Source organism: Methylomusa anaerophila, from assembly GCF_003966895.1.
In the GTDB taxonomy this organism is placed as follows: Bacteria; Bacillota; Negativicutes; order Sporomusales; family Sporomusaceae; genus Methylomusa; species Methylomusa anaerophila.
Window position 1 is genome coordinate 2,716,059 of sequence record NZ_AP018449.1, and the last position, 20,466, is coordinate 2,736,524.

Below are 20,466 nucleotides of genomic sequence, written 5' to 3' on the forward strand. Positions count from 1 at the left end.
AATTTGCCGGAATTTCAGCGAAATGGTTAATGACGTTAATAATCCTTTAATTAGCCATAGCGGGATGCTTCACTTTCTGTCCGGTACCCTTGTCTTTAGTTGTCTGCGGCTTGGGAAAGCAGAGAAAACCTGTTATTATATTATCTTCGATTATATTTCCCTGCTGGAGAACGAACTCACCAATGAAATAGCTCTTACACCACGGGAGCGGGAAATTGTGCAAATCATGGCGATGGGCAAGACGAACAAAGAAATAAGCAAAATATTGTGCATCGGTCTGGAAACAGTAAAATCGCATATTCGCAATTTATTTGCCAAGACAGGCGCGACTTCCCGGGTGGAATTGATTGGCAAGGTGCTTCAATTGCCCCGGCAGGCGCAGTAATTAAAACCTTGATACCATTGTGTTAGATCATAAAAAAGGAGGATTGCGTTATGGTTAATTCGTTTTGGAACGGTTTTGCGGTAGGAGCATTTCTTTTTTCGATAGTGGGGGCGGTTACCGGAACACTTATTGCAGCATTGTGTCATATAGCGGCGAAGGGAAAGAGCAGCAATGAATTTTAGTAATAATTTCCCAAAAAACAAACAGAAAGCGCTCCGCTTGACCGGGTTATGTACTACTCGGTCGTGGAAAGCCTTAAAAAATTTAGAAAAAGGAACAGACAAATGAAAAAAATCATAAAAACCATTTCCCTATTGGCCGTTGTTTTTCTCTTATCCGGCCTGGCAGCGCCCGTCCCGGCACTGGCTGCCAAGGCCAAAGACCGGCAGGAGACAAGTATCGGCTATGTCAATAGGCAGAAGATTTTCGCCGCTTACCCCGGCATTCAGGACATCATGAATCGCATCCAAACCATGCGGAATGAAGCGCAAAAAGACTACGACGAGCATACCAAAGACCTGCCGCCGGCCGACAAACAAGCCTATGGCGACAAGCTGTCGCGGCAACAGGAGCAGCAGGAAGACGAACTCATGAAACCGGTGAGCGATAAAATCGCCGCCGCCATTCAAGCCATCGCCGTAGAAAAAGGGCTGACCGTCGTTGGCGATGCCGCTATCGTGGTCTACGGCGACAGGGATATCACGGCCGATGTCATTGCCAAAGTGAAACGATAAAAAGAAGCAAAAGAGACCTGGATACATAAAAAGGTAAGGAGCATGCTGACGGCAAAGTATCCGGCAGCCCGGGACGGAAAGAAGGCGCAAAGGGCCAATTGAATTTTGAATCAATCTCAAAGTCATTACGATTACCAAAAAAAACTTTACAAAATACACTATAAATGCTAAAATAGCATGAAAAGTGGATTTTTGAAAAATTCACAAATGTGACTAGACGTCATATTTTGCGTCACACCCATAGTAAAAAGACAACATGTTAGACAGAATGTGGTATGAAACCATGGGAGTAAAAAACTTCCCTGGGTTCATACCTTTTTTATTGTCAAAGTGTTGGTTGCCAACGTTCTTGTGACAATATCTTAAGCTGATTACGGAACAATACGTAGCCTTTGTTCAGCGCCAGGAAGAAGGAAAGTTTCATATGGCCTTTGTGGATGTGCATTAAATGATTTTGTATTTTACGAATAATTAGGCTATAATAATATCAGCAAAGAAAAGGAGCGATTTTTATGCCGAACATTAAACCGGTTTCGGACTTGCGGAATTACAATGAAGTGCTGCGGGATGTTGCCGTTGGCGCTCCGGTCTTTCTGACGAAAAACGGCAGAGGACGCTACGCGCTTGTTGATATTGCCGATTACGAAAAAACACAGGCAACTATTAAGCTCATGTCACAGTTGGCGGAAGGTGAAAAGGCCGGACGCGAAAAAGGCTGGTTAACTATTGAGGAAGTTGAAAAATCTTTAGGGGTTTAGCAGCATGAAGGTCTGTATATCACCTGAAGCGCAGAATGATTTACAGGGCATTAAGAACTATATTGCAATGGAACTTGACCACCCTATGGCCGCCCTTGACACGGTTTCCAAAATAGTAGAAGCTGTTTGCAGACTAAAAGGTTTTCCTGATAGCGGAGCACCTTTGTCAGCTATTCTAGATATGAAGACCGATTATCGCTTTTTGGTGAGCGATAGTTATCTTGTGTTTTACAGGCATGAGGGTGAAAGCATTTACGTCGTGCGCATTCTCTATGGCAGACGGGATTATATGAGAATCCTATTTGGAGAACAGCAAAAAGACGAACCAAATTTTTGATGGATGACTATCTGTGAAAGACTCGTAGCTTTGTTTCGGGGATGATACCGCCCTGGCCGGGTTCTGGCCATGATCGCGCAGGGGGAAATCGCCTGAATTTTCACGTCCGTTTTTTCCTGTGCTATTGACAAAATAGTTGCTTTTCTGTAGTATGATATACAAGTACTGGTAACTGAATATTTTGAGTTAGGTGCCCAGTCGGGCTTAATAGGGAAGACCGGTGCAATACCGGCGCGGTCCCGCCACTGTAACGGGGAGCAAGCTTAAGATATGCCACTGAGACCATTGTTTTGGGAAGGTTTAAGCAAGCCATGATCCGGAGCCAGGAGAACTACCTAGCTGACAATCACCGTTTTTCACCCACGCGGTATGGGGAGGGGATTACAGTTAAGCGTATCTTCCGGGAGCATCCCGGAAAATTTGCGACTTTGGCTTAATTCACTCCTGATATTTACTATCAGGAGTTTTTTATTGGCCTACCTACTGTTAGGACACTCCCGGTTGCTTTGCGCAAGCGGGAGTTTTCTATATAGAAACTTGTCTTTATAAGGAGGTCATTTTATGGATTACATTATGGAACCGCAGGCCATCGAACAGCGGAGCATGGAGATCATTGCCGCCTACCTTACCGATCTTAACCTGAATGACCAGGCTGCCAGAGTATATTCCCGGATTATCCATGCTGCCGGCGATCCCGATTATGCAAAAAGTATCAGTATCCATCCCCAGGCTATTGCTGCCGGTATGCAGGCGCTGCAGCAGGGCAGGCCCATTTACTGTGATGTGGAAATGGTACGTACCGGCATTAACAAACGGCGCTTGGCCGAGTATGGCGGTGAAGCGCATTGCCTGATTGCCGATTCCGGTATTGCCGAACAGGCCAGACAGGCCGGCATTACCCGCGCTATGGCAGCCATACGGGCTTTTGCCGATAAACTGGACGGCGCCATTCTGGCTGTTGGCAATGCTCCGACCGCCCTGTTTGAAGCCATAAAAATCATGCAGGAGTCCCAGGTCCGTCCGGCGGTAATTATCAGCGTCCCGGTAGGCTTTGTCGGTGCGGCGGAGTCCAAGGAATACCTGGCTGCGCATTCACCGGTACCTTATATCACTGTCCACGGCAACAAGGGAGGAAGCGCGATTGCTGCGTCGGCCATAAACGCGCTGCTGTATATGCTGCCAGGCAAGTAAATATGTAATGATAGTAAGAATAGTAAGAATAGTAAGAATGGTTATTGTGATATGTATGGCGCTGTGGATAAGCGGCTGTACTACCAATCAGACGGCTCAGATGGGCAAAGGCGCGGCAAGTTATGGGCTGGCAGATAACAAAGGTCAGATTATGGTCTTAAAGGACAAACCGCAGCGGATTGTCTCGCTGGGGATTGCTATGGATGAAATTTTGGTTGACCTGGTTCCCGCCCAGCGCATTGCCGCGTTAACCTACCTGGCGGATGATGGCAAAATTTCCAATATTACTGCCCAGGCCAAAAAAATACCCCGCAGGGCAACTGCCGACGCGGAGGCGATAATCAAACTGCAGCCTGACCTGGTGCTTGTTCCCGACTGGCAGCCGGTGGAACTGATTCAGATCTTGCGGGATACCGGTATCCCTGTGTATTTGTATAAGGCACCGAAAACAGTTAGAGAAATCAGGGATGTAATCGCGGAAATTGCCGGCGTTGTCGGCGAAGCTCAAGCCGGAGCGCAGATCATTGCTGAAATGGAGACTAAGCTTGCCGCTATTCGCGCCAAAGTGAGTCAGATACCTGGCGGCCGGCAGCCGGTGGTTGTCCGTTTTAGTACTATGGGGGTAACCGGCGGCAAGGACAGTCTGTTCGATGATATCTGCCGGCATGCCGGCGTCCAAAACGGGGCGGCCTTGGCCGGCCTGCCGACGAACGGTCAGTTGTCCAAGGAGCAAATTGTTAAGGTGAATCCGGATGTGTTTCTCATTCCGGTTGCCGACCGCAGTGGCCGGAATGCGGATATGCGGCAGTTCAAGGCCGACCTGCTGGCCGACCAGGCGCTGCAAGCCGTGACGGCGATTCAGCAGCGCAGGCTGGTTACGGTGCCGGATGCTTACATGTACTGCTCCTCGCAGTATATCGTAAACGGCGTATACGCTATAGCCGCGGCTGCGTATCCGCAGTATTTCGGACAGTAGCAGCTGGAAGCGGGGGCCGGTCTTCTTTTGCTTCCTTTTGCAGGTACATAGAGCGGGTTAGGCGAGAATCCTGCCATACAGATTCCCGTAGCCTGGAAGCACCGGGAGCCATCCTTACATAGCTGTTAGCTATCCGTCAGGCCGTGTATCAAATTATTTCAGCCGAGATTTACAATTTCATAGATATTGAGACAGGTGCCCTACGGGGCTTAATAGGGAAGACCGGTGCAATACCGGCGCGGTCCCGCCACTGTAACGGGGAGCAAACCCAAGGAATGCCACTGGGGCGAAAGTCCTGGGAAGGTTTGGGCAAGTGTTGATCCGGAGCCAGGAGAACTGCCTGACTGAAAATCACCGTTTACTCACGAGCGATGAGGAGGGGATTTGACCAAAAGAATGTTTTTTAACATTTGCTTACTTCCAGTCTTCCAGTCTTCTGCACTCTGTTCAGAAGACTTTTCTATTTGCCCGGATTCAGCTTGATAATAAGTCAAGACTCCCGCCTCTACAGGCGGCGTTAATTCAGGTGGAGCAGACTCTCCACCTGAATCCCCGTGTTTCAGTGATGCTGAAACGAGTTCACTGTAGACGAGGCCCAGGCCATGCGGAGGAGAGGAGGATTATATTTGCCGCATAACAAAATACTGCGTACCCGGAATATACTGGCGGGTATTTTTTTGGCATTCCTGCTGCTTGTTCATAGCGCGGAATGCAGCGGCTTTGAAGACAGACCGGCATTTCTCTGGCTGGAGTATGGTACGAAACAGGATGAGCGGGACGGATCGGCAACGCAGACTATTTATATTACAAGCAGTGCCGAATCACTAACGCTTGCTGAGCTTACCGATTTAACCGCTTTTTACCATGACGGCCGCCAAACCGGTGAAAAACAGTATTACCGGATTCCCGTCGAGCAGCAGGATGGCCGCTACTTCCTGCGGGTTAATACCTCTTCCCGGTTTTTTTATCACGTGGTTGTCACAGGTAGCCGCCAGGGAGAGCATTTTACGGCCCAGACGACTTTTCCCCTGTATGCGGACGGGATGGATAAGCGGATAGAGCAAGGCCGGGCGATGGCGAAAAATACCAAAGTATTTCCCGCCATTGAACTGGACTTATCCGGCAATCCGTACAGGACGCTGATGACAGGCCAAACGTTCCGGTTTCTGTATAAGCCGGTTTATTCGCCCGGTCATGCTGTCCGGGAAATGCAGATCCTTGATTTGCGCAACAAGACTTCGGAAAAACTTTTGCCTGATGCCGCCGGTATATTTTCTTTTACCCCGCCTCACGATAAACGCCTGGATAACGGCGGCTACAATGCGTATAAGGAGACCATCGTCTATGCGGAAGAAGCTGTCGGCAATGAAGTGTACAAAACCTCAATGAATTTTTTACTGCGCCGCTCATACTTGGCTCACAACAACCTTACCCATGGCCTGCTTCTTTTCTTCTTGGCCATGGCAGTCAGTATCACCGTTGTATTATTTCGCAGAAGGAGCTTCCGGTATCATGGTAGATAACTTACGGTTACTAATTCAAAATTTCATGTTTGTTTTCTGGACCTACGGCGGCCGGGCCGGAGTAAACCTGGGCTACTCGGTTCCCTGTTTTTCCTGTCCTTATGTTCCTGGCTGCGCCGGGTATTGTTATCTCATGGCCTTGCAGGGGCAATGGAGCCTAGCCTTTTTATTTCCCGAACTGCTTTCCTATAAAAGCTTTAAGGTAGTACTGTATTTTCTTCTCTTTGTTCTGTTGGCAATTCTGCTGTCAAAACTATGGTGCGGCTGGATATGCCCGTTTGGCACCCTGCAGGATTGGCTGTCCCAGCTCAGAAAGAAGCTGGGAATCCGGGAAACGGAGTTTTCCTGGAAAACCCGGGAGCGCCTGAAGCCGGTTAAATATGTACTGCTGGCCCTGCTGATTATTACGCCGTTCTTAATGGCATTTGGGGGGCTGCACCGGGATTTTTACCTGCTGTTCTGTCAAATTTGCCCGGCCAAGCCCATTATGCCGCTGTTTGCCGGGCAAACCCGCAATCTCGCCCTGGACTATACGAACACGATCACGCTGACCTTCTCGGTTTTATCCCTCACCATTGCCGCCGTCACGCTGGTCGGGAGTTTTTTCAAGGACCGGTTTTTTTGCCTGTTCTGTCCGATGCTCCCCTTGATTCAGATGACCCGCAAACTTAGCTTTATCCGCTTTGAAAAAAAAGGTCATACCTGCTTAGGCTGTGGCAACTGCCAAAGAATGTGTCCGGTGGATATCCGGGACGTGCATCTGGAAACCAGTGAAAAAAACGTAATGAGCGAAGACTGTATGCTTTGCCTGCGCTGTATCGAATCTTGTCCGGAAGACAACACATTAACTGTAAAATTCTTTAATCACGATATATTTTCGTCGTCACGCAGGTATGTTGCCGAAAACTATCAACAGAGGAAATCAGCCAATGGATAACATGGTGTCGAAAGAGGAAGAGCGGCGTCTAAGACAGCGGGCAAAGGCGTATGAAAAAACCTGTGAAGAATATGAGCAGGAAATTGACGCATTAAAGGCAAGAGCCGACTATGTTGCCGAGTTCGACTATTTTCTGGATTTATTAACCTTGCCGCTGCAGCCTTCCCGGCTCAGAGAAAAGGTTGGCCGGCCGCTCATTGGCCTGTTTTGCATCCAGGCACCATGGGAACTGTTTCATGCTTTCGGGGTTCATCCGGTGAAACTGTGCAGCGGCTCCTATACGGCGCAGCGGCTTTCCGCAGCTTATCTGCCGGTGCTGATGTGCCCCATGCTCAAATCCTATATTGGCAGTATGGACTTTGCCGGCGCAGCGGCTGGTTATGACGCCACAATTGTCCCGACGACCTGCGACTGGGTTGTGAAAATGCCGGAAATCGCCAGAGAGAAGATCGGACCCCTGCATTATCTGGAGCTTCCCCATGTCAAACAGAATGAAAAGGGCCAAAAGCGCTGGCTTGAGGAAATCTATGCCTTAAAACAGTTTCTAGCGGAAAAAACAGGAGTTACACTAAAAAGACAAGGCCTCCTCTATTCGATGAATGCCTTTATGCATGTCTGGAAGCTGTTTCAGGCACTCATTGATTTAAAAAGACGCAATATCCTTCCCGGCATATGGTTTTTTTGCATTGCCAATACGTTTATGCTGGACGATCTTGATCGCTGGGCCGAGCAACTGGCGCTGGTGATACAACGCTTTCAGACGGAAGCTCCGCGCCAGAATCCGTACAAGGTCTTTCTTGCCGGGTCGCCGGTGATCTTTCCGAATCTGAAGCTGCTGCAGCTTATTGAACAGGCGGGCATGACCGTCTGCGCCGACGACCTCTGTTCTTCCGAACGGATACTTCCCGGCGCAACGGTGTATGATGACCCGTCGGAGCACGGCCTGTTAAGAGCGCTGGCCGAAAGATACCATAAGGCCTGTATCTGCCCGACCTTCGCGGATAATGAACGGCGCGTCAATAATATCCTGAAGATAACCGGGGACCACCAGATGAAAGGAATTGTCTTTCATGTGTTAAAAGGCTGTCATCCCTACGATATTGAGAGTTTTTCCATCGAAAAGAAAGTAAAGGACAGTGGACGCAAGTTTCTCAAAATTGAAACTGATTATGTAAAAGAAGACAGCCAGAACATTTTGACCCGTCTGGAAGCTTTTAAACAAACTTTATAGGAAGGTTGATCGCTATGAGCTATAAAATTGGCATTGATCTCGGCAGCACGGCCATCAAGGCAGTGATCGTCAAAGACAGCGAGCTTATCTGGAAAAAAGCGGTGCCGACCGCACCCGGCCAGGAGACCCTGGCCCGCCGGTTGCTGGACGAGGGTTTGGCTGAGATTGAGGTAAGCGAACAGGATAGTGAGGGTATCTCGGTCACCGGCTACGGCAAAAATCTGATTGCCGGCGCGCATACCGTTATTGACGAGGTTTCCGCCAATGCCTGGGGCGTTTACCTGTTAAGCGGCAGGAAAGCGCGCACGGTTATCAATATCGGCGGCCAGGATATAAAAATTATTCGGCTGGCCGAGGACGGCAAATTAAGCGACTTTAAGATGAATGATAAATGCGCGGCCGGGACCGGACGTTTTTTTGAAATGGCCGGCCGTATCCTGGACACGCCCATTCATGATTTTGCGGCCTTAGCGGACAAGGCCGATGCTTCCGTAAGCCTCAACAGTACCTGTGTGGTATTCGCGGAAAGCGAGATCGTATCCCTCATCGCCAAAGGAACGAAAAAGGAAAACATCATCCGCGGGCTGCATGAATCAATCGCCAGACGCATAGCCGGCATGATGGGAAATCAGGATTTCGAAGATGAATTGTATCTTGACGGCGGATCGGCCAATAACGGCGGGCTGGCGGCGGCAATGGAAGATGAACTTTTCCGGGATGTATATATTCTTCCCCATCCCCAGTTCACGGTCGCTTATGGCGCAGCCTGTTCGCTGCGAAGATAAGACAGACTACTAGGCCATGGGTTGACGAAAATGAAGAGAGAAAGCGGGAGGTTAAAATGAAAAAAAAAGGTATATGCCTGGGCTTACTACTGATGTTTTTGCTGGCAATCGGGTGCATGGCGCAGACGGCAGCGGCAGACAGCCAGAGTTGTGCCAATGTAATTGCAGAAAAAATGCTAACAGGTCTGAAGGAAGACAACTACGCAAAATTCTCGGAGGACTTTGACCAGCAAATGAGCAATAGCTTGCCGGCAGCGGAGTTTGCGAAAATAAGCCGGGAGATCAAAGGGAAAATCGGCGACTATATTGCCAAAGAATTTGTCAGCAGTGAGCAGAAGGAGCAGTACAGCATTTTTACTTATAAAGCGAAGTTTTCCCAAGAAGTTACTGATGTTGTTGTTCGAATTGTTCTAACGGAAGCTGACAGTAAATTCCTTGTCTCCGGTTTTTGGTTGGATTCCCCCAATTTACGCCAATAGCGGTATGTTGACTAACTAATTCACGGCATTACCCGGCAGCGTAACCCTTCCCTGGAAGCACGGGAGTCATCCTTACATAGCTGTCAGCTATTCGTCAGGCCGTGTATCGAATTATTCCAGCCGAGATCTACAATTTCATAAGTATTGAGACAGGTGCCCTGCAAGGGCTTAATAGGGAAGAACGGTGTAATACCGGCGCGGTCCCGCCACTGTAATGGGGAGCAAAGCCAAGATATGCCACTGAGACGAACGTCTTGGGAAGGTTTGGCCGAGCCATGCTCCAGAGCCAGGAGAACGGCCTGTCTGTCAGTCACCGTTTTACCCACGAGCGATGGGGAGGGGATTATTGCCGGGATTCTTTATTTAGATAAACCTTGCATAACCCTTCCTGCAGCGCAGAGAGGGTTTTATGTTGTCGGCGGAGCCTGCATGGGGCTGCGCGGTGCCTGCCATATGGCCGGAAGGCTGCGGAAGCAATATTCTGAAATTCTTTGGATTACTATGGGGATTTGAATGTGGATTTGAGGGGGACAACGGTAATGAAGCAGGCAAGGTTAAGGTTGACAAACAAAAGAAAAGCCATGTTGTGCGCCATGGTGAGCAGCGCACTGGTGCTGGGCATGACAGGGATTTCCTATGGAGAAGGGGAGAAACAGCAGGATTATTCGTTTGATCAGGTGGTTGTTACGGCCACGAAAACACCGGTTAAAGAGTTTGAGGCTAAGGCTAACATCAGCGTTGTTACCAGAGAAGAAATTGAAAAGAACCATTATGCGGATGTCAGTGAAGCCTTGCGGCATGTACAGGGTGTCACAATTTTGAATTATAGCGCCAGCGGCGAAAACTACAGTTCCAACGGCTTATACATCAACGGGGCCGCTAATGTGGTCTATTTGATTGACGGCGTGCGGGCCAATACCAATGGCAGTACATACAGTAAGGCTCCCATCGGGGAGTTTGTCAATATGGATGCGATTGAGCGCATTGAAGTACTGAAAGGATCCGCTTCCACCTTGTATGGTTCTGATGCGCAAGGCGGCGTCATTAATATCATTACCCGGAAGCCCAAAGACGGAGAATCCATCAACAAACTTGGCGTTGAATACGGCAGCTACGGCAAAGAGCAGTATAATTTCACCCACAGCGGGAGCAAGGATGGTGTTTACTGGAGTATTGACGCCCAGAAACGGCTTATGGGTGATTTTAAAGACGGCCGCGGCAACCCGGTCATTAATGATATTAACTCTATGGCCCTGAATTTCAAAATTGGCAAAGATTTTGATGAAAACTCCCATCTTACTTTACGTTATCAAACCTACCGGGCGGATTACCAGCGGCCTGACGGCGGCTCGTTTACTACTGTCAGAGACTATGGAGAAAAAGATAATAACAGCTTCAGTCTCATCTATGACCGAAAGATTTCCGAAAAGTTAACGAATACATTTTCCTTGTTTAGAAATCAGAATCGCCTCAGGGACAACTGCAGGGTACCGACTATGTGGCTCATGGATTTAGAAACCGTCGGCTTTAGTGATCAGCTAACCTATAAAGCCGGCGGACACACGCTGACCGGCGGCGTGGATTACTACCAAGACAAAGTCAAAGATTATTACTCGGCTTACTACGCCGGGTCGGTGTTCAATGTCGAGACCTATCAGGATAAAGTCCTCTCCAACCGGGCGGTGTTTATCCAGGACGAATGGGAACTCAGCAAACGCTGGAACCTGACTTGGGGGATTCGCTTCGACCATCATTCCGAATACGGCAATCACAGCACGCCCAGCCTTGTGCTGGGGTATAACCAGGATGATAGAACCAATTATTACGTCAGCTACAAAGAATTTTTTGTTGCTCCCAACCAGTATCAGATTTTTTCGCAGATTGGCAGCAAGGATTTGCAGCCTGAAGAGGGAAACACTGTGGAATTTGGTGTAAATCACAAGTTTGATGATACCTTTGCCGGCAGCTTCAACATTTACAAACAGAAGGCTGAGAATATAATTGGCTATCGTTATCTTGCGAGCGCGCCCTACTACCAATATTACAATACCGGGAAAGAGGATTCCCGCGGCTGGGGCGTCCGGCTGACAAAAGATTTTACGAAAAATTTCCGGGTCAATGTGGGTTATACCTACATTTATATCGATCCCGCCTCTGCTACGGCCAATGCGAACCGAAACGGGTTCCTGCCCCGCGGGACCTGGAATATCGGCTTGGATTATGAACGGGATAAATTCAACACAGTACTCAATGGCCGGGGGATCGTCGACCGGGAAGGCGGCTATGGCAAGGCTACAGTCGCCGAATTTAAGAACTTCTGGGTTTGGGACTTAGCTGTTAATTACAAGGCGTCGGATACGGTCAGAGTTTTTGCGAAAGTTAATAATATTTTCGACAAATTCTATGCCGAACAGGGGACAGACGGGAATCCCAGCCAAACTTACTGGTACTCTGCCCCGGGACGCAATTATCAAATTGGCATGCAATACAGTTTCTAATTCCAGTTTCGGACAAGGCTGGAGCATTAGCCCGGGCGCAACACTCTGCCCGTCCTTATAGAGAAAAAAGGAGATATTTCAGCAAGGGCCAGGCTTTGTATATATACAGAAAAAATAAGGAGAAAGTATCATGCGTATTGCTTTATTACATCTGGATCTAAGCGGCGGGCCGGAAGAGCGAAATCTGGCGCTGCTGCAGCAGGCTGTAACTCTGGCAGCCCAAGCGGGCGCAAATTGGGTTGTTACCCCGGAAACGGCGCTGCAAGGCTACTTTTTCACGCAAAAAAACCGGCCTTTCTCGATTCCGGTACAGCCGGCGCCAAACTTGCAGCCTCTGCGGTGCGTGGCTGCCGCTTACGGCCTGACGGTATTTCTGGGCTGCGGTGAGCAGGATGCGGCGAGCGGCCTGTGCTATAACAGCTGTCTGGTGATGGGCAGCGACGGGGAAATCATCGGCCGCCACCGGAAAATGCACTCCCATGGCACGGGCGCCGAGGGCTGGGCAGCCAAGGGGACAGTACTGGAGCCGCTGATCTGCAAGGAGATGACAGCCGGGGTTTTAGTATGCGCCGACGCCTATTTCGCCGAAAATGCCCAGACACTGAGAGCCAAACAGGCGCAGGTCATCCTGGTGCCGGCGGCCTGGCCGCCGGGACACTGCGGCGGACTGCCCGTCAATGCCTGGGAACGGTGTTCGCAGGCAAGCGGTCTGCCGGTCTGGGTCTGCAACCAGACCGGCAACCGGGAAGTAATGGATATGAGCCAGGCGCAGAGCGCCGTGGTGGTCGGCGGAAAACTGCGGCTGGCCTATCATGGTTTGCAGCAGGCGGTGCTGCTGTTTGACTGGGATGGGGAGCAGCAGCGGCTTTTATCGGCGGAGTTTAATGTACGTACAATATGAAATGGGAAAGTGAGGCAGGAGTATGGGACGCATCCTATTTTTGACCAATATGGAACGCCAGCAGCTGATGCTGGAAAAGGCCCGGGAAAGTGTGGCCCAGGCGGGGCTGCAGGCTGAAACCAGGACAGTGCTCTTAAGTGACGCGGTTCCCTGGGGGGAAGAGTGGCAGAAGACTTTTGCCGCCTGCAACATTGTTATTTTTACCTGGATGGGTAGCGGGCTGGATACCGCATTTTTGCGGAAGTCAGCCGAGTTTTTGCGCAAGCGCCAGCTTACGCACGTCATGCTGATCTCCGACCCCGATGCCGGCGAATTGTCCTGCGGTGTTTCCCCGGCAGCAAAAGAGACGCTGCAGCAGTATCTGGCGTTTGGCGGCATGGAAAACTTTCGCCAGTTCTGGCGCTGGCTGGCGCAAACCTATTGCCGGGAGGACACGCCGGTGCGGAACCCGGAGCCGCTTCTCTGGCAGGGCATTTACCATCCCCGGGCCCCGCGCCCCTTTACCGACCTGACAGAATACCGGGCGGCTTTCTGCCGGCCGGACCGGCCCACTATTGGTCTCCTGTTCTATCGCGATGAGTGGGTTTGGGGCGACCTGGCCTATCAGGCGGCCTTGATCGAGGAGATTGAGGGGCAGGGCATGAACGCGCTGGCGGTATTTTGCCAGTATGTCGGCAATCCCGAACTGCAGGCGCCGGGGCTTAAGGAAACGCTGGCAAGCTTTTTCTGCCCTGACGGCCAAGCGGAGATCGATGTTATCCTGAACACCTTTAAGTTTTCGATGTTATCCATGAAGGCGATTGCGCAGGAAGCGCTCAATCAGTTGGGCGTGCCCATCCTGCAAGCGTATACGTTATACCGGCCGCGACAGGAATGGCAGGAGTCCAGCGAAGGTATGACGGCTATGGAGATGGCTGTCAGCATTGCCATGCCCGAGTTTGACGGCGCCATTCACGGCGTGCCGGTCGCCGGACGGGAATATCAGGCGGACGGCAATGCTGTCTGTCTTCCCCTGGCGGAACGCATCACCATGATGGTGCGCAAAGCCGGCAAATGGGCCGGACTGCGCCGCAAACCCAATGCGGCCAAGAAGATCGGCATCATCTTTCATAATTATCCGCCCACGAACTCGAATATCGGCAGCGCGGCCGGCCTGGATTCGCCGGAAAGCATCCGCCTGCTGCTGGCCAGCATGCGCGGGGCCGGCTACAAAATTGACCGCATTCCGGCAGACAGCCAGTCCTTTATGAATGAGTTAATCGCCCATGCCACCAATGACCGGCGGTATCTGACGGAAAGACAGATTGAAGAAGCGGACGGGCAATTAACGGCTGCTCAGTACCAGACCTGGTTTGAGGCTGCAGAGCCCGGGACACAGGAACAACTGATCAAAGACTGGGGCCATCCTCCCGGCGATGTATTTCACTACGACGGCAAGCTTTTAGTCCCGGGTATGCTCAACGGCAATATTTACATCACGGTCCAGCCGCCCCGCGGCTTTGGCGAAGATCCTGCCAAACTGTATCATTCGCCCGATTGCGCCCCGACCCATCACTATCTGGGCTATTACTACTGGCTGCGCGATGTCTGGCAGGCGGATGCCGTGGTGCATGTCGGCACCCATGGCTCGCTGGAATGGCTGCCCGGCAAAGGCGCCGGCCTGTCACGCGAGTGCTATCCCGATTTGGCCATCGACGACTTGCCCAATATCTACCCGTACTGGATCACTGTGGTCGGTGAAGGCGTCCAGGCCAAACGGCGCGGCGCAGCCTGCCTGATCAGCTATCTGACACCGCCCATGAGCCATGCCGGTACTTATGATGAACTGGCCGAACTGGAGAATCTGCTGGATGAATACTGCCATTTCCGGCAGACGCAGCCTGATAAGCTGGCGACTGTCACGGAACTGATCCGGGCCAAAGCGGCTGCCGCCAATCTCGGGGAGGATGTGCCGGAAGACCCGGCGCAGCCCTTCGATGATTTTGTCGGCCGGCTGCACGTGTATGTCACCGATATTAAAAATATGCAAATCAGGACAGGTCTGCATACGCTAGGCCGCCCGCCCGCCGGCGATACCCTGATCGAGTATCTGCTGGCCCTTACGCGGGTGGACAATGGCGACGTCCCTTCCCTGGCGCAGACGCTGGCCGCCGCATACGGCTGCGACTATTATCAGCTCCTGGAGCAAAGCGGCCAACTGCTGCCGGACGGGACCAAGACCGGCGGCGCTTTGCTGGATGATATCCGGGAACGCTGCCGGGATATTCTCAGCCTGCTGGCTGAGCGGGAGTTTGAGCCGGATCAGGCGGCGGCGATCCTTACGTTTCCCTGGGCGGCTACGCTGCCCGCAGGGTTAAAAGAACGTCTTTTGACCGCGGCCGTTTATGTCTGCCGGACGATAGCTCCCAGTCTGGCGAAAACGACCCAGGAAATCACCAATCTGTTAGCGGCCCTGGCAGGCAGGTATGTCGAGCCGGGACCGGGCGGAGCGCCAACCAGCGGCGGCGCCGATATCCTGCCCACCGGACGCAATTTCTACGGTGTTGATCCCCGGACGCTGCCCACGCCTGCGGCCTGGGAAATCGGCAGGACCATGGGGGATGACGTCATTGCGTCTTATATCGCCGAAGAGGGGCGGTATCCGGAAAATATCGGTATTGTTCTGTGGGCGACCAGCAATATGCGCAGTCATGGCCAGTGCATCGCGCAGTTTTTATACCTGCTGGGCGTTAAGCCGGTCTGGCAAAAAGGCAGCATGCGGGTGGTGGAGTTGGAAGTCATCCCGGCCGCCGAGCTAAAACGTCCGCGCATTGATGTCACCGGCCGGATCAGCGGCCTGTTTCGCGACAGCATGCCTATGGCCGCGGCCTGGCTGGATAAGGCTGTTGCCTTGGTGTCCAGGCTGGAGGAGAGTCCGGACATAAACTATGTGCGGAAACACATTACCGCGGACGCCAAAGCCATGGAAGAAGAGGGTCTGGATAGTGCAACCGCCTGGGAGCAGGCCAGCTGGCGCATTTTCGGTGATCCGCCCGGAACCTACGGCGCCGGCGTCGGGGCGGTGCTGGAGGCCAAAAACTGGGAGACCATTGATGATCTGGCCAAGGTTTATGTCCGTTGGGGCGGGCACGCTTACAGCGGCAAGGGTCAGGGCGCTTATGTGCCGGAACTGTTCAGCCGCCGCATGGGCAGTCTGGACATTACCATTCAAAATCAGGATAACCGGGAAATCAGCATGCTGAATTCCGACGATTATAACGCCTACCACGGCGGCATGATTGCGGCCGTCCGCAGTATCAAAGGCGAAGCGCCCCGTTCCTACTGCGGTGACAGCTCGGACCGGAAAAAGGTTATCATGCGCAGCCTGCAGGCGGAACTCAAGCGCCTGTTCCGGGGTGAAGCCATCAATCCCAAATTCATTGAAGGCATGCAAGAACATGGCTATAAAGGTGCGGCCGATCTGTCCAATTACGTGGCCCATAGCTACCAATGGGATGCCACCAGCGATGTTATGGAAGACTGGATGTATGAAAAGTATGCGGAGAAATACGCTCTTGACGCCGCCATGCAGGCCTGGATGAAAGAAGTCAATCCCTGGGCGCTGCGGCGGATTGCGGAAACCCTGCTGGAAGCGGCTCAGCGCGGCTTGTGGGATGCCCGGGAAGACACGAAACGGGAACTGGAACAACTGTATCTTGCCATCGAAGGGGAACTGGAGGAGCGCAGCGATGCCTAACCACAGCCGGCTTCTGTCCCATAGTTGGGCAGGAGAGGGGGCAAAGAACCGGTGCAGCCGCCTGGCCGCCTGGCTTGTTGTGCTGCTGGGCATGCTGCTGGCGGCAGGCTGTTCCGGCGGCGGGCAGTTGACAAGCCCGCCGGTCGCTGCCGTGGCAACTGCCGGCTATCAGGTAACGGACACGCAAGGCAATGTGCTGCGGCTGCCGCAAAAGCCGCAGCGGATTATAACCCTGTCCTTATCCAGCGATGAGATAGTTTTGGGCCTGACGCAGCCGGAACGGGTAGTGGCCCTGCATTATCTGGCCGATGATCCGGGTATATCGACCATTGCCGCTGAAGCGGGCCGCGTGCCGGTGAGGCTGCAGGAATACAATGCCGAACAGATTTTATCCCTGCAGCCTGACCTGGTAATTGCTCCGGACTGGAGTCGGATCGAGCTGATTCAGACGCTGCGGGATATGGGCATCCCGGTGTTTGTCAGCAAGGGACCTTCCAGCGTTGCCGAAGTCAAGCAGGCTATCCGCGAAATTTCGCAGGCGATCGGGGAGGAAGCAGCCGGCAGCCGCCTGCTGGCAAGTATGGAGGCGGAACTGGCCGGTATTGCGGCTAAGGTCAGGACCATACCGCCGGAGCGCCGGCAGACGCTGGTCCTGATTTCCCACATGGCCGCCTATGGCGGCAAAGGCAGCCTGTTTGACGATATGTGCGGCTATGCCGGGGTGATTAACGGCGCAGCGGCTGCCGGCCTGGGGAAAAACGACGTGTTGGCCAAGGAAGCCATTATCCGCATCAACCCGGACCTAATGCTGCTGCCATCCTGGAATGGCGGCGAGCTTAATGCTGCCAAGGTAAAAACAGATTTGGCCAACGATCCGGCCTTGCAGACGGTCAAAGCCATTCGCACCGGCCGGCTGGAGCAGGTGCCTGACTTGTACCTGTACTGCGCTTCCCAGGACATTGTCCATGCCATTCGCGACATCATGCAGGCCGCTTATCCGGAGCAGGGGGATTAGGGCCTGCATGCGGCGGCAGCCGTTTCCTAAATAATCTTAAATGATCATGTTAGCGCCAGGGTTCATTCTTCGCCTGGCCGTAATCTCCAGGCCGGTATTCCACATACTTCTATCAAAACAGGTAGGGAGCCCGGTCCGGGCTCCCTACCTGTTTTGATAAGAGCGGCAGCGTACGAAATTAAGAAGGATACTCCACTTGAAAAGAGACTTGGTTGATATATGTTTCCGTATCCTCGGTAAGCCAGTGGTTTTTCAGCGGGAAAACGTATACATTACTGAGGACTTCTAAACGATTGCGTTGCACAAAGTCGAGAATTTCTTTATATATGAATGGTATTTTCTGATAATAAGTTCCTTGAAAACGGATTGTCACATACAAGCCTTCCGGACGGACGAAGCAGTGCTCCCGGGGAATGGTATGGGCAACCGGCGTAAAAAAGTGCAGTGTTTTATTGAATTTTTCCGCGAAAAATTCTTCTTTTCCTATAATCCAGCCGGTAGTAAATTCTTTAAAATGTTCTTTGGAAAATGCTTTTTGATTGTGTCTGGACAGAATCTGCATCCGTTCCCGCAGCGATATGCTCCCGCTTAAATTTTCACTGACGAATAAAATTTTTTCTTTCTGAAAGTTGATTTGGATTTGATTCAAACGGGTTTTGCGTATTTTTTCAATGGACTTCAAAGACAACTGCAGACTGTTTTTAATTTTTGCTGTTTCTTCCATTATTCTATTACATTCTTTTTCTTTTTCCTGTAAAATCTGCTCAAAGTTTTCCGGGCTGCGATTATGAAGATAATTTTTTATGTCCTGAATGGGGATATTTAGTTTACGCATATTCAGAATAATTTCCAGCACGAGATATTGGGAAACAGAGTAATAACGATAGCCGTGTTCATTCACAAAGGCCGGGACTAATAATCCGCTTTTATCATAATAAAGCAATGTTTGCTTGGGGATGCCGTAGAGGGAAGCCAGTTCGCCCGCGGTGATATAGTTTTCTTTGTCGATCGCCATTGTTCATATTCTCCTAACATATGATGCAACAGGAACAATTTTATACCAAAAATGCCCGGATGAGCGAATTATACTTATTATCCATTATTATTGATGCATCGGTTTATGTCAAGAAAAGCCACAATTTAAATTATTAATAACATTATTGACTGTATGACTGCTATATAGTCTAAACTGTCAAAAAGAGAAGTAAGTGGGGAATTAAATGAGGAAAAGTATTTCGGTTTTTTTGCTAGTGATTTCATTTATGGTTTTTGGCTGTGGCAGAACTGCTGATATAAGAACTTCTTCCGGGGAAATTTCGTATCAGATTGTCGATGCCGGCGGAAATGTTATCGAAATGCCTGGGAAGCCCAAACGGATTGTAACGCTCGCGGCCAGTACGGACACCATTATTTTGGGCATGCTGCCAACCGAAAATTTGGTTGCCGTTAATGCCCTGCTGGATGATCCGGTAAGTTCTAACATTGTAAAAAAAGCGCAAAAAATACCTGAAAAGATAAAAAATCCATCGGCAGAACGCATTTTGAGCCTGCAGCCGGATTTAGTGATTGTTCCTGACTGGAGCGATGCAGTGATCGTTGACAGTTTGCGGGATCTCGGCCTGAAAGTTGTTGTCTGTAAAGGGCCGCGGAGCGTGGCGGAGGTTCGGGAAACGGTCCGGCTGCTGGCCAAGGCCATCGGGGAAGAAAATAAAGGCAGCCAAATCATTGCCCAAATGGATGAAAAACTACGGGAAATTAAGAATAAAGTTGACAAAATTCCCTTGGAAAAAAGGAAAACGGTTGTTTTGATTTCCCTAATGACTTCTTACGGCGGCATTGGCAGTCCTTTTGATGACATGTGCGGCTATGCGGGCGTTATCAACGGAGCGGGGGCAGCCGGGATCAAGAATGGACAGGTGTTGGCCAAGGAGCGGCTGATAGCAATAAATCCCGACATTTTGATCCTGCCCATGTATAATGATCATGGAACTTATGATGTGGAATCCTTTTACAGAGAATTTTTGGAGGATCCTTCTTTGCAAACCTTAACCGCAATTAAAGAGAAAAGGCTGTATATGCCGCGAGAAGGCTATATGTATAATGTTTCCCAGGATATTGTTTTCGGAATCCAGGAAATTGCGCTGGCAGCCTATGGCAAAGATTTTGCCCAGCCGGCTGATTGCCATATTTCCGTGTCAGGTGAATAAAGAATAAAGAAAGGTAAAAAATGGCTTGACAATATGACCGGTATATAGTTTACCCTATTGATTAAGCAGGATTTATTATGCTGATTGCTTTTGGTTTTTAATTGAATAGTCTTGAGAAATAGGTGCCGCAAGGCTTAATAGGGAAATCGGTGCAGCGCCGATGCGGTCCCGCCACTGTAATGGGGAGCAAGTCCACAAAACGTCACTGGGAAATATTCCTGGGAAGGCGTGGAGAAGCGATGAACCAAAGCCAGGAGAACTGCCTATTTTCTATTTACCAAGAATCCTACGAGCGATGGGATGGTAAGTGAGGTATTAACAAGGTTAACTTTGCCAGGCAAGCGTTGGCAGGGTTAGCATATTTGTAATACTAAAAACCTTTCTCGTGCGTTAGAGAAAGGTTTTTGTCTATTTTAATTAAATGGGGGAATTTTTTTTCTTATGAAAAAAAGATTATTCAGGGAAAAAATGGTCGTAGCAATGGTTTCTGTATTCGCGTTTTCCGTCTTTGGTCCGCAAACACCGGATGCGGCAGCCAGTTTCTTTCCGGCCACCACCTACTGGGTATGGGATATTGGTCTGAACTATCAGGCCGGCAAAGCCATTAAAGCCTTTGTGAAAGTGAATAATATCTTTGACAAATTCTACGCGGAGCACTCTAACGCGCGTTATAACTGGAGCTCAACTCCGGTTGAACAATGGTGGAGTGCTCCCGGCAGAAATATTCGCGTCGGCATGGAATATATTTTCTAACTAAGCGATTGAGAGAATGT

At 50.7% G+C, this 20,466-nt stretch carries 19 protein-coding genes and 4 riboswitches; of the genes, 18 read left to right on the forward strand and 1 reads right to left on the reverse strand.

Features of this window, described 5'->3' with window-relative positions; translation table 11 throughout:
- Window positions 1-22: 22 nt before the first annotated feature.
- The 16 genes from MAMMFC1_RS22680 (at window position 23) to MAMMFC1_RS12385 (ending at window position 17,486) form a co-directional block, all read left to right on the forward strand.
- A complete protein-coding gene (locus MAMMFC1_RS22680; RefSeq protein ID WP_158618750.1) occupies window positions 23-385 on the forward strand; it encodes a response regulator transcription factor in 363 nt (120 codons plus the stop codon).
- A gap of 50 nt (window positions 386-435) precedes the next feature.
- A complete protein-coding gene (locus MAMMFC1_RS22685; protein ID WP_269471833.1) occupies window positions 436-567 on the forward strand; it encodes a hypothetical protein in 132 nt (43 codons plus the stop codon).
- Between the two features lie 102 nt (window positions 568-669).
- Window positions 670-1,119: an OmpH family outer membrane protein gene (locus MAMMFC1_RS12320; RefSeq protein WP_158618751.1), complete on the forward strand. Its 450-nt coding sequence runs from the start codon at window positions 670-672 to the stop codon at window positions 1,117-1,119.
- Between the two features lie 512 nt (window positions 1,120-1,631).
- Complete coding sequence (locus MAMMFC1_RS12325; RefSeq protein WP_004098827.1) at window positions 1,632-1,877, forward strand: type II toxin-antitoxin system Phd/YefM family antitoxin; 246 nt, start codon at window positions 1,632-1,634, stop codon at window positions 1,875-1,877.
- A 4-nt stretch (window positions 1,878-1,881) separates the two neighbouring features.
- Window positions 1,882-2,214, forward strand: coding sequence for a type II toxin-antitoxin system RelE/ParE family toxin (locus tag MAMMFC1_RS12330; RefSeq protein ID WP_126308793.1), 333 nt, complete (start codon window positions 1,882-1,884; stop codon window positions 2,212-2,214).
- 171 nt (window positions 2,215-2,385) lie between these two features.
- Window positions 2,386-2,567: riboswitch (cobalamin riboswitch) on the forward strand.
- Between the two features lie 208 nt (window positions 2,568-2,775).
- On the forward strand, window positions 2,776-3,405 hold the full coding sequence (locus MAMMFC1_RS12335; RefSeq protein WP_126308794.1) for a precorrin-8X methylmutase: 630 nt from the start codon (window positions 2,776-2,778) through the stop codon (window positions 3,403-3,405).
- Between the two features lie 7 nt (window positions 3,406-3,412).
- Window positions 3,413-4,381 (forward strand): ABC transporter substrate-binding protein, encoded by a 969-nt coding sequence (locus MAMMFC1_RS12340; protein ID WP_126308795.1) that lies wholly within the window; start codon window positions 3,413-3,415, stop codon window positions 4,379-4,381.
- 176 nt (window positions 4,382-4,557) lie between these two features.
- Window positions 4,558-4,739, forward strand: a riboswitch (cobalamin riboswitch).
- Between the two features lie 268 nt (window positions 4,740-5,007).
- Window positions 5,008-5,904 (forward strand): hypothetical protein, encoded by an 897-nt coding sequence (locus MAMMFC1_RS12345; protein WP_126308796.1) that lies wholly within the window; start codon window positions 5,008-5,010, stop codon window positions 5,902-5,904.
- Complete coding sequence (locus MAMMFC1_RS12350; protein WP_158618752.1) at window positions 5,894-6,841, forward strand: 4Fe-4S binding protein; 948 nt, start codon at window positions 5,894-5,896, stop codon at window positions 6,839-6,841. Before MAMMFC1_RS12345 ends, MAMMFC1_RS12350 begins: the two co-directional genes overlap by 11 nt.
- Entirely contained in the window at window positions 6,834-8,072 is a 1,239-nt protein-coding gene (locus tag MAMMFC1_RS12355; protein ID WP_158618753.1) for a 2-hydroxyacyl-CoA dehydratase subunit D, read from the forward strand. Before MAMMFC1_RS12350 ends, MAMMFC1_RS12355 begins: the two co-directional genes overlap by 8 nt.
- A 14-nt stretch (window positions 8,073-8,086) precedes the next feature.
- On the forward strand, window positions 8,087-8,857 hold the full coding sequence (locus MAMMFC1_RS12360; protein WP_126308799.1) for an acyl-CoA dehydratase activase: 771 nt from the start codon (window positions 8,087-8,089) through the stop codon (window positions 8,855-8,857).
- 56 nt (window positions 8,858-8,913) lie between these two features.
- Entirely contained in the window at window positions 8,914-9,336 is a 423-nt protein-coding gene (locus tag MAMMFC1_RS12365) for a DUF3887 domain-containing protein (RefSeq protein ID WP_126308800.1), read from the forward strand.
- Between the two features lie 134 nt (window positions 9,337-9,470).
- A riboswitch (cobalamin riboswitch) is annotated at window positions 9,471-9,653 on the forward strand.
- 222 nt (window positions 9,654-9,875) lie between these two features.
- Entirely contained in the window at window positions 9,876-11,834 is a 1,959-nt protein-coding gene (locus MAMMFC1_RS12370; RefSeq protein WP_126308801.1) for a TonB-dependent receptor plug domain-containing protein, read from the forward strand.
- Between the two features lie 130 nt (window positions 11,835-11,964).
- Window positions 11,965-12,735, forward strand: coding sequence for a carbon-nitrogen hydrolase family protein (locus tag MAMMFC1_RS12375; protein ID WP_126308802.1), 771 nt, complete (start codon window positions 11,965-11,967; stop codon window positions 12,733-12,735).
- A 22-nt stretch (window positions 12,736-12,757) separates the two neighbouring features.
- A complete protein-coding gene (cobN, locus tag MAMMFC1_RS12380) occupies window positions 12,758-16,471 on the forward strand; it encodes a cobaltochelatase subunit CobN (RefSeq protein WP_126308803.1) in 3,714 nt (1,237 codons plus the stop codon).
- Window positions 16,464-17,486 (forward strand): ABC transporter substrate-binding protein, encoded by a 1,023-nt coding sequence (locus tag MAMMFC1_RS12385; protein WP_158618754.1) that lies wholly within the window; start codon window positions 16,464-16,466, stop codon window positions 17,484-17,486. Before cobN ends, MAMMFC1_RS12385 begins: the two co-directional genes overlap by 8 nt.
- A 178-nt stretch (window positions 17,487-17,664) precedes the next feature.
- On the opposite strand, the gene MAMMFC1_RS12390 is transcribed toward MAMMFC1_RS12385, so the two are convergent.
- Window positions 17,665-18,501 (reverse strand): MerR family transcriptional regulator, encoded by an 837-nt coding sequence (locus MAMMFC1_RS12390; protein ID WP_126308805.1) that lies wholly within the window; start codon window positions 18,499-18,501, stop codon window positions 17,665-17,667.
- A 247-nt stretch (window positions 18,502-18,748) separates the two neighbouring features.
- Here MAMMFC1_RS12390 and MAMMFC1_RS12395 point away from each other — a divergent pair, with 247 nt between their 5' ends.
- Both MAMMFC1_RS12395 and MAMMFC1_RS12400 read left to right on the forward strand, forming a co-directional pair.
- Entirely contained in the window at window positions 18,749-19,693 is a 945-nt protein-coding gene (locus MAMMFC1_RS12395; protein ID WP_232035435.1) for an ABC transporter substrate-binding protein, read from the forward strand.
- A 103-nt stretch (window positions 19,694-19,796) separates the two neighbouring features.
- A riboswitch (cobalamin riboswitch) is annotated at window positions 19,797-19,974 on the forward strand.
- A gap of 160 nt (window positions 19,975-20,134) precedes the next feature.
- Complete coding sequence (locus MAMMFC1_RS12400; RefSeq protein ID WP_126308807.1) at window positions 20,135-20,446, forward strand: TonB-dependent receptor; 312 nt, start codon at window positions 20,135-20,137, stop codon at window positions 20,444-20,446.
- The last annotated feature ends 20 nt before the right edge of the window (window positions 20,447-20,466 follow it).